Annotated in this window: 11 protein-coding genes; 5 read left to right on the plus strand and 6 right to left on the minus strand. The window is 65.4% G+C overall.

Annotated elements, in window-relative coordinates; translation table 11 throughout:
- From VW23_RS15535 to VW23_RS15555, 5 genes are all read right to left on the minus strand, one after another.
- A partial coding sequence (locus VW23_RS15535) for a sulfurtransferase (protein ID WP_141728353.1) occupies window positions 1–505 on the minus strand: 505 nt, incomplete at its 3' end.
- A gap of 197 nt (window positions 506–702) precedes the next feature.
- On the minus strand, window positions 703–1,770 hold the full coding sequence (locus VW23_RS15540) for an ABC transporter ATP-binding protein (protein ID WP_069910459.1): 1,068 nt from the start codon (window positions 1,768–1,770) through the stop codon (window positions 703–705).
- 3 nt (window positions 1,771–1,773) lie between these two features.
- Entirely contained in the window at window positions 1,774–2,562 is a 789-nt protein-coding gene (locus VW23_RS15545; RefSeq protein ID WP_069910460.1) for an ABC transporter permease, read from the minus strand.
- Complete coding sequence (locus VW23_RS15550) at window positions 2,559–3,497, minus strand: ABC transporter permease (protein WP_084646189.1); 939 nt, start codon at window positions 3,495–3,497, stop codon at window positions 2,559–2,561. Before VW23_RS15550 ends, VW23_RS15545 begins: the two co-directional genes overlap by 4 nt.
- A gap of 1 nt (window position 3,498) precedes the next feature.
- Window positions 3,499–4,608 carry an ABC transporter substrate-binding protein gene (locus VW23_RS15555; protein WP_069910461.1) on the minus strand — a complete coding sequence of 370 codons (1,110 nt, stop codon included), beginning with the start codon at window positions 4,606–4,608 and terminating at the stop codon, window positions 3,499–3,501.
- A 363-nt stretch (window positions 4,609–4,971) separates the two neighbouring features.
- On the opposite strand from VW23_RS15555, the gene VW23_RS15560 reads away from it, so the two are divergent.
- The 4 genes from VW23_RS15560 (at window position 4,972) to VW23_RS15575 (ending at window position 10,018) form a co-directional block, all read left to right on the plus strand.
- The gene (locus tag VW23_RS15560) at window positions 4,972–6,222 is read left to right on the plus strand and encodes an imelysin family protein (protein WP_069910462.1); all 1,251 of its coding nucleotides are present in this window, start codon (window positions 4,972–4,974) and stop codon (window positions 6,220–6,222) included.
- A 114-nt stretch (window positions 6,223–6,336) separates the two neighbouring features.
- Window positions 6,337–7,845 carry a di-heme oxidoreductase family protein gene (locus tag VW23_RS15565; protein WP_244513607.1) on the plus strand — a complete coding sequence of 503 codons (1,509 nt, stop codon included), beginning with the start codon at window positions 6,337–6,339 and terminating at the stop codon, window positions 7,843–7,845.
- Window positions 7,845–8,918 carry an imelysin family protein gene (locus tag VW23_RS15570; RefSeq protein ID WP_069910464.1) on the plus strand — a complete coding sequence of 358 codons (1,074 nt, stop codon included), beginning with the start codon at window positions 7,845–7,847 and terminating at the stop codon, window positions 8,916–8,918. The genes VW23_RS15565 and VW23_RS15570 overlap by 1 nt, the downstream gene beginning before the upstream one ends.
- Before the next feature lie 2 nt (window positions 8,919–8,920).
- Window positions 8,921–10,018, plus strand: a complete 1,098-nt coding sequence (locus tag VW23_RS15575; RefSeq protein WP_069910465.1) for a DUF1513 domain-containing protein — start codon at window positions 8,921–8,923, stop codon at window positions 10,016–10,018.
- Window positions 10,019–10,064: 46 nt separating this feature from the next.
- Here the strand turns inward: VW23_RS15575 and VW23_RS15580 are convergent, their stop codons facing one another.
- Window positions 10,065–10,505: a multidrug/biocide efflux PACE transporter gene (locus VW23_RS15580; protein ID WP_069910466.1), complete on the minus strand. Its 441-nt coding sequence runs from the start codon at window positions 10,503–10,505 to the stop codon at window positions 10,065–10,067.
- A gap of 92 nt (window positions 10,506–10,597) precedes the next feature.
- Between VW23_RS15580 and VW23_RS15585 the strand changes: the two genes are divergently transcribed.
- On the plus strand, window positions 10,598–11,447 hold an 850-nt coding region (locus VW23_RS15585; protein WP_084646191.1), incomplete at its 3' end, for a LysR family transcriptional regulator.

Raw genomic sequence — 11,447 nt, forward strand, 5'->3', positions numbered from 1 at the left:
AGATGTGTAGAAGACACAGGGTGAGCCCCAGCACGGCGTTGAAATCCTGCACCCGCGCCGGCTGGTAGTGCGGGACGAAAGTCCGGGCTGCCGGCTGCTCCTCGCCCGAGGTGGTCGGCCGGCCCTCGGTGCGCCATTTCGGGCCGCCGCCGTCGAGCACGCGCACGTCTTTGGCACCCATGGCACGGAAGCTCCACCAGACGCGCGGCGCGGCGAAGACGCCGGCTTCGTCGTAGACGACGATGGTGTCGGTATCGGCGATACCGAGTTTTCCCACGGCGTCAGCAAACGCCTCGGGCGTCGGCAGCATATGGGGCAGGGTGGTGGTCTTGTCGGCGATATCGTCGATGCCGAAGAACACCGCGCCAGGCAGGTGGCTCTTGAGGTATTCGGCGCGCCCGCTGCGGTTGGCCGCCGGCATGTACCAGCTGGCATCGACGAGGACGACATTGGCGTCGTCGATATGTTCGGCAAGCCAGTCGGTGGTGACGAGTGGGGTGGTCATGGGTGCTCCGCGATTTGCGGGGCACCTTTATCCCTTCTCCCCTCAGGGGAGAAGGTGGCGCGAAGCGCCGGATGAGGGGTGAAGCGGCTCAACACACGCTCGCTGAGAAGCTGAACCCCTCACCCTAGTTCCGCTACGGACCAGACGGTCCTAGCTGCACTTGCCCTCTCCCCCTCAGGGGAGAGGGGGCAGTGGCCCTACCGCTCCAGCACCAGCACGTCGCTCGAAGCAATCCCGATGCGGACCGGCGCGCCGTGGGCCGGGGGTGGGGTGCGTTGGTCGTTAAAAGTGTCGAGGTTCACGGCGTTGTCGCCGAGGTCGACCTTCAGGCGGATCACCGAGCCGAGGAAGCTGACTTCGGCCACCTTGCCGTCGAGCACGATGTCGCGCGTCGCGCCATTGGCCAGCGACACGGCTTCGGGCCGCATGGTCAGCGCCACCGCTTCGCCGTTGCGCGCCGAGGCGGGGAGGGCCGGGATGGTGACAGTGGTGCCGCCGAGTGTCACGGTCTTGGCGCCGGCATCGGCGACCGTGGCGTTGAGGGTGTTGAGGGTGCCGACGAAGGTCGCGACGAACCTGGTCTGCGGCCGGTTGTAGATCTCGAACGGCTGGCCGAACTGCTCGACATTGCCGGTGTTGAGCACGACGATCCGGTCGGAGATCGACAGCGCCTCTTCCTGGTCGTGCGTCACGAACACCGTGGTGATCCCCAGCTCGCGCTGGATCTGGCGGATCTGCTCGCGCAGCGAGACGCGGATCTTGGCGTCGAGCGCCGAAAGCGGCTCGTCGAGCAGAAGCATCCGGGGGCTGGGGGCGAGCGCGCGCGCCAGCGCGACGCGCTGCTGCTGGCCGCCCGAGAGTTCGAACGGGTAGCGCTTGCCGTAGCCCGAAAGGCCGATCAGCTGCAGCATTTCCTCGATCCGGGCTTCGCGCTGCGGCTTGGGCATGCCGGCGATCTTCAGCCCGAAGCCGATATTGTCGGCGACGTTCATGTTGGGGAACAGCGCATAGGCCTGGAACACCATGCCGATCTTGCGCTGGTTGGGAGCGAGGCCGGAAATGTCCTTCCCTTCGACGAGGATGCGGCCCGAATCCGGCCGCTCGAAGCCGGCGATCATTCTGAGGATAGTGGTCTTGCCGCAGCCCGAGGGGCCCAGGAGGCTGACGAACTCGCCCTTGTTGAACGAGAGGTCGACGCCCTTGACGACCTGGTTGCCGCCGAAGGTTTTGACCAGCTTGTCGATACGCAGGAATTCTTCGGCCATGGTCTAGTCCCTACGAGCGGTTTTGGGGGCGAAACGCGCCAGCAGCTGGATCATGCCCATGGCGCCCCAGGTGATAACGAAGGAAATGACGGCGAGCGCGGCGGGCTCGAAGGCCCGGTTGGCGCCGACATTCTGCATGTAGACGCCGAACACCTGCCGGTTGAGGAGGCTGGCGATAGTGAACTCGCCAATGACGATGGCGAGGGTCAGGAAAGCGCCCGACAGCACCGCGACGATGATGTTGGGAAAGATCACCTTGGCGATGATCGTCGCCTGGTTGGCGCCGAGGATATTGGCAGCCTCGGTGAGGGTCTGCACGTCGATGGTGCGCAGCCCCGTATCGACCGCCCGGTACATGTAGGGGAGCGCCAGCGCCACATAGGCCAGCGTCAGCAGGATGTCCGTGCCGAGATTGGTGCCGAGCAGCGGCAGCGCAGACGAGGTGTTGTACATACGGATATAGCCGAACACCAAAATGATGGCCGGGATCACCAGTGGCAGCAGGGTGATGAACTCGATGATTGGCCTCAGATGCGGGGCGCGCAGCCGCACGTAATAGGCGGCGGGCACGACGATCAGCAGTCCGACGATGATGGCGCAGACACCGATGAGCAGCGAGTAGCTGAACGAGGCCTGGAAGCGCCCGTCGGAGAACACCGAGGTATAGGCATCGAAGGTGTAGCCCTCGCGGCGGATGCGCAGCGAGAACTCGAAAGTGGCGAGCAGCGGCACGATGAAATAGGCCGCGCCGAAGGCGAAGATGATCCAGCTCCAGAGCTTGGCGGGCTTCACTTGAGCCACCTCTCGGCACGGGTGCGGATCACCAGGTAGACGATATTGGCGAGCGCGGTGATGACGATCATGCCGAGCGCCAGCGCGGCGCCGAGGCCGGGGTTATGCAGCACGTCGCCACGGATCTGCGCATAGAGCAGGATGGGGACGATGTTGAGCGACGAGCCGGTAAGCGCATAAGCCGTCGCAATCGCCCCGAACGCGTTGGCGAACAGCAGCGATAAGGTGCCGAGCAGGTTCGGCCACAGCACCGGCAGCCCGATATAGCGCCAGAACTGGCCATTGGTGGCGCCGAGCGTCGCGGCGGCCTCGCCCCATTCCTTCTTCAACCCGTCGATCGCCGGCGCGATGATCAGGATCATCAGCGGGATCTGGAAGTAGAGGTAGGTGATGGTGAGGCCCCAGAAACTCAAAAGGTTGAAGCCGGATTTGTAGAGGTCGAACCCGGCGAACTTCAGCAGCACGGTGACCAGGCCGAGCCGGCCGAGCGTCGCGAGGAAGGCGAAAGACAGCGGGATACCGGCGAACTGCGAGGCGACGCCGGAAAAGGTCATCACCGTCGAACGGATGCCGGAGGGGAGCTTGCCCCGGATGATGGCCAGCGCAATGGCGAGCCCGATGGCGGCGCCGAGCACGGCCGATGTCACCGAAACCCGGATCGAAATCCAGAACGAGGCGGCGATCTGCGGCGTCGCCAGGTCCATGACGTTCTGCAGGGTGAAATTGCCTTGCGGATCCTGGAAAGCGCCGACCACGAGGCCGAGCGTCGGGATCAGGAGGAACAGCAAAGCGAAGATGATGAACGGCGCAATGGCGATGATATCGCCGAGGCGGAGCCGCGTGAAAAATCGAAACGGGTTTCCGCCGACGCGCACGGCCGGCCCGGTGGAAACCGGGCCGGCCGCGGGGTCAGCTACAGAGCTGACATTGGTCATATTACTGGACGTTGGCGCCGACGACGGCGTCCCACTGGCCGGTGATCACTTCCTTGGCGGCAGCCTGCTCGTCGAGGGTCGGGAACACGGCCTTGGCATAGGCCTCGGCCGGCGGCAGCTTGTCGAGCAGCTCCTGCGGGATCGAGCCCTTGGCGGCGAGGTCGTTGAAGCGGATCGGGTGGCAATAGCCAGCCAGCCAGCCGAGCTGACCTTCGTCGGAGTAGAGGTATTCCATCCAGAGCTTGGCGGCATTCGGATGCGGCGCAAAAGCCGAGATCGCCTGGATGTAGACGCCGGCGACGACGCTGTCGGACGGCACGACGACTTCGGCCTTGGGGTTGCCGGCAAAGCCATCGCGCCAGGCCAGAGCATTATAGTCCCACGCCACGACGATCGGGGTGGTGCCCTGGGCGGTGGAAGCGGCCTTGCCGATCACCGGGACGAAGTTGCCGGATTTGTTGAGCTCGGCGAAGTAGGCGAGACCAGCGTCGGCCGCGGCCTTGGCATCGGCAGCACCGGTCGAGAGGCCGGCGCCATAGACGCCCTGGATGGCCTGGTTGGCAGCGCGCGGATCACCGGCGAGCGCCACGGCGTTGGCATAGTCGGCGCCCTTGAGGTCGGCCCACGAGGTCGGGACCTTCGAAACGAGGTCGGTGTTCACGAGGAACGACAGCACGCCATAATAATCGCCGTACCAGTAGCCTTCAGCGTCCTTGGCCGAATCCGGGATCGTATCCCAGGTCGAGACCTTGTACGGCTGGATCAGGCCTTCGGCCTTGGCCGAAGGGCCGAAGCTGAGACCGACGTCGATCACGTCGGGGGCCTGCGGGCCGGTATTGCCCTTGTTCGCCTTGATGGCTTCGATTTCATCGGCCGAGCCGGCATCGGGGTTCAGCTCGTTGATGGTGATGCCCGGGTACTTGGCCTTGAAGGCCTCGATCACGGCGCCATAGCCGCACCAGTCGTGCGGCAGGGCGATGGTGGTCAGCTGTCCCTCAGTTTTCGCGGCTTCGTACAGCGCGGCGAGGTCGGTCTGCGCCGATACGGTGAAGGTCGAAGCGGCGAGGGCCGCGACCGATACCGAAGCGACGAGCGCATTCTTGACGATCATTCTCAAGTCTCCCTGGAATTTTGGCTTCTTGTCCTGACTCGGGAGGAGCCCCTAAAGCCGCGCTTCACCTATTTTGGCCGTGTGACAGCCACGTGACACCCCCAAGGTGCGCGGTGGAAGGCGAGGCGATCCATTGCCCCGACAAAGTCAGGCGGCGCAGGCGAGACAGCGTTCGGACCCCCTCCGAAGTCAATTGTGACAATTGTGACAGTGCCCGTTTTGCTTGGGCGAGTCGAGATGGGCGGAGGAAAGCCAGATTAGAGCCGTTCCAAGCTGGGTCGATATTTCTTGAAGCCGACTATCCACTTTGATAGTCCGCCCTACCAACGGGCCCGCGCAGGCCTGCTCCAGGAGATTTCAGTAATGAAGATCAGCACGCTTGCCCTCTCGATCGGCATGGCGGCGATGGGCGCCGGGCTTGCCAATGCCGCCGAACCCACTGCCGATGCCATCCTCAAGACCTACGCCGATATCGGGCTCGCCGGTTACGAGGACGCACTCAGCACTGCCAAGGCGCTCGACGCGGCGACCGACGCACTGATCGCCAACCCGAGCGAGGAAACGCTGGCCGCAGCGCGCGAGGCGTGGAAGGCATCGCGTCCGTCCTACCAGCAGACCGAAGCGTTCCGTTTCGGCAACCCGGTTGTCGACGAATGGGAAGGCAAGGTGAATGCCTGGCCGCTGGATGAGGGCCTGATCGACTATGTCGATGCCTCCTATGGCACCGAGAGCGATGAGAACGGGCTCTACACCGCCAACATCATCGCCAATTCCAAGATCACCATCGACGGCACCGAGGTCGACGCGGCCGAGATCACCCCGGCGTTCCTGCAGGATACGCTGCAGGAAGCCGGCGGCATCGAAGCCAACGTCGCGACCGGCTACCACGCCATCGAGTTCCTGCTGTGGGGCCAGGACCTGCATGGTACGGAAGCCGGCGCCGGCGAGCGGCCGTTCACCGACTATTCGACCGAAGCCAATGCCAAGCGGCGCGGCCAGTATCTCGATGCGGCGACCGACCTCCTGGTCACCGATCTCGAGGAAATGGTCGCCAACTGGCAGGACGGCGGCGCGGCGCGCGCGGCGCTCAGCGGGCAGGGGCTCGCCACTATCCTCACCGGCATGGGGTCGCTGTCGTTCGGCGAGCTGGCGGGCGAGCGCATGAAGCTTGGCCTCTTGCTGCACGATCCGGAAGAGGAGCACGACTGCTTCTCGGACAACACCTACATCTCGCATCTGAACGACGCGATCGGCATCCAGAACGTCTATTTGGGCAAGTACACCCGGGTTGATGGTTCGGTGGTCGAAGGCCCGTCGATCTCGGAGCTGATTGCCAGCAAGGACGCCGCCGTCGATACCGAACTCAAGGCGCTGCTGGCCGACACCGTCGCCAAGATGGAGCTGATGAAGACCCGCGGCGACACGGTCGAAAAGTATGACCAGATGATCGCCGAGGGGAATACCGAAGGTAACGCGGTTGTGCAGGCGGCGATCGATGGCCTGATCGCCCAGACCCGTGGTATCGAGCGCGCCGTGGCGCTGCTGGAGCTCGGCGACACCGTGACCATCGAGCAGTCGGACAGCCTGACCAACCCGGACGCCGTGTTCCAGTAGCCGAGTCTCAGTCCGGCTTTGGTTTTCCAAAGCTTTGTCGGCGTCGCGGGTTGCCAGAATCCGCGATGCTGCGTTTCATCCCGGTCTATGGCCGGGAAGCCTAGAGTGCGAGACATGCACAAGCGCTTGACCGTTTTCCTGGTCATAACCCTTATCGCGGGTCTCGCCGTCGCCAGCGACGGCGGGACCCGTTCCGATTTGACGCCCAAGGACCTGAAGCGGGTCCTGTCGGTTACGGCGCCCACCAGCGATTTCTCCAAACCCGAGAATTTCGAGCAGCTGCCGGGCGGGGCCGGCACGGTGAAGAAGCGCGTCAACCAGGACATCTTCTCGTTCTCGTCGGCCAATATCAGTTTTGAACAGGAAGCCGAGTTCAAGCTCGGCAACGCGCTGTTCAGGAAACTCTGGGTGTCGTCGCCGGCCTCTACCGAGGCGTCGGATGGGCTCGGGCCGCTGTTCAATGCGCGCGGCTGCCAGAACTGCCACCTCAAAGACGGGCGCGGCCATACGCCATCGGGCAATGGCGACGATGCCGTATCGATGTTCCTGCGCCTTTCGATCCCGCCGCGCGACGCTGCCGACCGCGCAGCGTTGGCGGCTGGTGCCAAGGTGATCGAGGAGCCGACCTATGGCGGCCAGCTGCAGGATTTCGCCATCCAGGGGATCAAGCCGGAAGGCAAGATGGTGATCAGCTACGCCGACGACCCGGTGACGCTGGGCGACGGCACGGTGGTGACGCTGCGGCGGCCGACTTACTCGGTCTCCGATCTCGCCTATGGCCCGCTGGCCGACGACGTGCTGCTGAGCCCGCGCGTCGCGCCGCCGATGATCGGGCTCGGGCTGCTCGAGCAGGTGCCGCAGGAGGATATCCTCAGTAAGGTCGACCCCGACGATCGTGATGGCGACGGCATTTCGGGCCGGCCCAACATGATCCTCGATGCGGTGAGCGGGCAGCGCGCGCTTGGCCGCTTCGGCTGGAAGGCCGGCGCCGCCAGCATCCGGGCACAATCGGCCGATGCCTTTGCCGGCGATATCGGCATTTCGACGCCACTGGTGATGAAGCCGCATGGCGATTGCACGGCGGCAGAAGCCGAGTGCCTTGCGGCGCCGACCGGCGAGCAGGCCCGGCTTGGCCCATCCGAGGCGCCGGACCCGGTGCTCGACCTCGTCACCTTCTACTCGCAGAACCTGGGCGTGCCGCAGCGGCGCGATGTCGGCGGCCCCGCGGTGCTGCGCGGTAAGCAAGCATTCTATTCGGCTAACTGCACCGCCTGCCACACGCCGAAATACGTGACCTCGCGGAAGGCGCCGATCGAGGCGCACAAGTTCCAGCTGATCTGGCCCTATACCGACCTGCTGCTGCATGACATGGGCGAAGGGCTGGCCGACAATCGTCCGGAAGGCGATGCCGACGGCTATGAGTGGAAAACCCCGCCGCTCTGGGGGATCGGGCTCACCGCGACGGTTTCCGGCCACACCGAATTCCTGCATGACGGGCGGGCGCGCACCCTCACCGAGGCCATCCTCTGGCATGGCGGCGAGGCGCAGAAATCGCGCGATGCGTTCGCAAACATGCCGAAATCGCAGCGCGATGATCTGATCGCTTTCCTGGAGTCGCTGTGATGCGCCTGTTGCTTGCCGTTGTCCTGGCGCTGAGCCTGACGCCTGCGCTGGCTGAGGAGCAAAAGCTCACGGCGGAAGAGGTGGTGTCGCTGGCGATCAACGAGGCGATCCGCCCCGGCTTCGCGCACTATGCCGACGAGACCGCGTCGCTGACCATGAGTGTCGGCAGCCTCTGTCTCGCGGCATCGGACGCCGGCCTTCAAGCAGCGCAGGCGCAGTTCAAATCGACGGTGGTGGCGTGGTCGCGGGTCGAGCTCTACCGGCTCGGGCCATTGATGACCGACAACCGCTACGACAGGATCCTGTTCTGGCCCGATCGCAAAGGCATTGCGCTGAAGCAGGTGCAGGGTGTGCTGGCCGAGGCGGACCCCGATGCTGCCGACCCCAAGAAGCTCGCGGGAAAAAGCGTCGCCATGCAGGGGCTGGGGGCGCTGGAGTTCCTGCTGTTCGGCACCGGCGCCGAACAACTGACGACCCCGCAATGGGCGTTCCGCTGCCGCTACGCGCTGTCGATCGCGACGTTGCAGGCCGATCTCGCGGCGAAGCTCTCGGCCGAGTGGAACGACCCGGCGGGGATTTCCAAGCGGCTGCTCGAGCCCTCCGAGGCCGATCCCGACTATCGCAGTTTCCGCGAGGTGGCCGAGGCGCTGACCGGGATCCTCGCGCACGGCACCGAGGCGATCCGCGACCAGCGGTTGTTGCCGTTCCTCGGCCGCGACGGCGCGGCGCCGAAGCCGAAATCGGCTTTGTTCTGGCGTTCGGGCATGACGGTGCCGTCGATCAACGCCAATTTCGAGGGCCTCGCGGCCTTGCTGCAGAAATCCCGTATCGCCGAGGCGACGACCGCGGAAAACCTCTGGGTGTCGAACAGCGCCAGTTTTGAGTTCGGCAATGCCGAGCGTGCCGGCAAGGTGGTGACCGCACCGGTGGAGCAGGCTTTGGCCGACCCCAAACAGAAGAAGGCGCTCGACTATCTGGTGATCGTCACCCAGTCGCTCGACACCATTCTGGGCGAGAACCTCGCGGCGGCGCTCGGCCTGTCGGTCGGCTTCTCGTCGCTGGACGGAGACTGACGATGTGGCAGCGGCGGGCATTTTTGAAGGCAGCGGGCGTTGGCTTTGCCGCGGCGCTGCTGCCGCGGCGCGCCGAAGCGCTGGAGCGCGCCGAACTGATCTTCGCCTCGTCGATCCAGAAGCGCGAAGGCGGCTTCGGCGCGGCGCTGGTGAACGAGGCGGGGTCGGTGATCTCGACCGTCGACCTGCCGGATCGCGGACATGACATCACGTTCTCGCCGACATCAGGGCAGGGGGTGGTGTTCGCCCGCCAGCCGGGCACGTTCGCGGTGATCTTCGACCCCCGTGGCGGAAGTCAGCCGCAGACGCTGACCAGCATCGAGGGCCGGCATTTCTTCGGGCACGGGGCGTTCTCGCCGGACGGCAAGCTGCTCTATGCGACCGAGAATGATTTCGACAATGCGCGTGGGGTGATCGGCATCTATGACGTCGCCGGCGGCTACAAGCGGATCGGCGAGTTCGACACCTTTGGCACCGGCCCGCACGAGATGCTGCTGATGCCCGATGGCGAGACCTTCGTCGTCGCCAATGGCGGGATCGAGACGCATCCCGATTATGGGCGCACCGAGCTCAACCTCGACAGCATGGATCCCTCGATCGCCTTCGTCGACCGGCGCTCGGGCCAGCGGATCGGGCAGTTGCGGCTCGATGGCGGGCTGCACCAGCTGTCGATCCGCCACATGGCGTTCGACCACCAGGGCCGCGTCTGGTTCGGCTGCCAGTTCCGCGGGCCCTCGGCCGATCGCCCGCAACTGGTCGGCTATGCGACGCGCGACGGCGAGATCCGGCTGATCGAACTGCCCGACGCGACACTCGGGGAGCTCCGCAACTATATCGGCTCGGTCGCCGCCTCGGCCGATGGCGGGCTGATCGGCGTCTCCTCGCCTGAAGGCAACACCATCCTCGCCATCGATCCGGATATCGCGACAGTGGTCGCGAGCCTCGGGCTCGACAACGGCTGCGGCATCGCGCCGGACAGAGTTGGGCTCCTGGCTTCGAGCGGGGAGGGGGCGTTGAGTGGGCTTGCCGGCTCGCCAGCGCCGCTGACGACGTTCGAGCTGAACTTCGACAATCATCTGCGGTTGTTGAAGCCGGTTTGAGGGTGGGATGGTTGGTGCCCTCCAAGGGGGTGCGGAGCCACCGGAACTAAACCCCCGCCACCTTCCGCTCCACCCACAGCTGCCTCAACCCGTCATACGCCCAGTTGTACACAAACGCGTAGGGCAGGAAGAACAGGAAGAAGCCGATATCGAGCATGAAGGCCTGGACCAGCGAGATGTGCAGCAGCCACGCGGCGAGCGGCACGCCGGCCAGCACCAGGCCGCCTTCGAAGCCCAGCGCGTGCAGCGCCCGGACGCCGAGGGTGCGCGGCACGCGGGCCACTGGCCACAGGCGGTCGAAGCCGAGGTTGTAGACGACGTTCCAGCCCATGGCGGTGGTCGACAGCAGGATGGCCAGCAGCCCGACATGGCTGAGCGGCCGGTCGAGCAGCCAGGCGGCGATCGGCGCACAGACGAGCAGCGCGATGACCTCGAAGCCGACCGCGTGGCCGATGCGCTCGATGAAGGACCGGTTCTGGAGTTGCATGGTGTTCTCACACTTCAGCTGTTTGATTTCGCCTCGACCTAGCATCGATTTTTCCGGTATACCAAGATAGATACCATCGAGAACATCGATAGATGCGATACTCCCCCGAAGCCATGGAAGCCTTCGCCGCGGCGGCGGCGCTCGGCTCGTTCTCGGCCGCCGCCCGGCAGTTGCACAAGAGCCAGTCGACCATCAGCACGGCGATCGCCAACCTCGAAGCCGATCTGGACCTGACGCTGTTCGACCGCTCGAGCCGCCTGCCGGTGCTGACGGCGGCGGGGCGGCGGGTGCTGGCGCATGTGCAGGAAATCCTCGCTGCCGGCGACCGGCTCGAGGCGCTGAGCTTGCGGCTCTCCGACAAGGTCGAGCCGCGGCTGACCATCGTCCTTTCCGACACCTATGGGCAGAGCGACCATCTCGAGCTGATGCAGGAGTTCGAACGACGCTATCGCGATATCGAGCTCGAGTGCCTAATCGCCGAGGGGGCCGATGTCATCGACCTGCTGCAGGCCGGCCGGGCGCATCTGGCGGTGACCGCTGCGGCGCCGTCCTATCCCAGCGGTATCGCCGCGGCCCGAATGGCCGAGCCGACCCGGATGGGGGTGTTCGTGGCGCGTGCGCATCCGCTGGCGACCGTCGGAAGCCCGAGCGCCGAGCAACTGGCGGCGACGCGGCAGATCTACCTCAACAGCTATGTCGGCGGCGGCACAAGGCCGCTCGGCCTCGCCTGGTCGGCGCCGAGCTACCTGATGCTGCTGGAACTGACGCAGCAGGGTTTTGGCTGGGCCGAACTGCCCGACTGGCTGGTCCGCCAGTATGCCGGCGACACGCTGGTTGAACTGACGCCGCGCGGCTGGCCACGGCTGCTGCCGGTCGATGCGCTGTGGTCACGCAGTAACCCACCAGGGCCAGCAGGGCAGTGGCTGCTGGATGGGTTGCTGG

This window comes from Devosia insulae DS-56, from assembly GCF_000970465.2.
GTDB lineage: Bacteria > Pseudomonadota > Alphaproteobacteria > Rhizobiales > Devosiaceae > Devosia_A > Devosia_A insulae.

Coding starts and splice junctions, on each gene's coding strand:
- VW23_RS15540 (WP_069910459.1), bottom strand. CDS start 1,770: ATGGCCGAAGAATTCCTGCGTATCGACAAGCTGGTCAAAACCTTCGGC.
- VW23_RS15550 (WP_084646189.1), bottom strand. CDS start 3,497: ATGACCAATGTCAGCTCTGTAGCTGACCCCGCGGCCGGCCCGGTTTCC.
- VW23_RS15555 (WP_069910461.1), bottom strand. CDS start 4,608: ATGATCGTCAAGAATGCGCTCGTCGCTTCGGTATCGGTCGCGGCCCTC.
- VW23_RS15560 (WP_069910462.1), top strand. CDS start 4,972: ATGAAGATCAGCACGCTTGCCCTCTCGATCGGCATGGCGGCGATGGGC.
- VW23_RS15565 (WP_244513607.1), top strand. CDS start 6,337: ATGCACAAGCGCTTGACCGTTTTCCTGGTCATAACCCTTATCGCGGGT.
- VW23_RS15570 (WP_069910464.1), top strand. CDS start 7,845: ATGCGCCTGTTGCTTGCCGTTGTCCTGGCGCTGAGCCTGACGCCTGCG.
- VW23_RS15575 (WP_069910465.1), top strand. CDS start 8,921: ATGTGGCAGCGGCGGGCATTTTTGAAGGCAGCGGGCGTTGGCTTTGCC.
- VW23_RS15580 (WP_069910466.1), bottom strand. CDS start 10,505: ATGCAACTCCAGAACCGGTCCTTCATCGAGCGCATCGGCCACGCGGTC.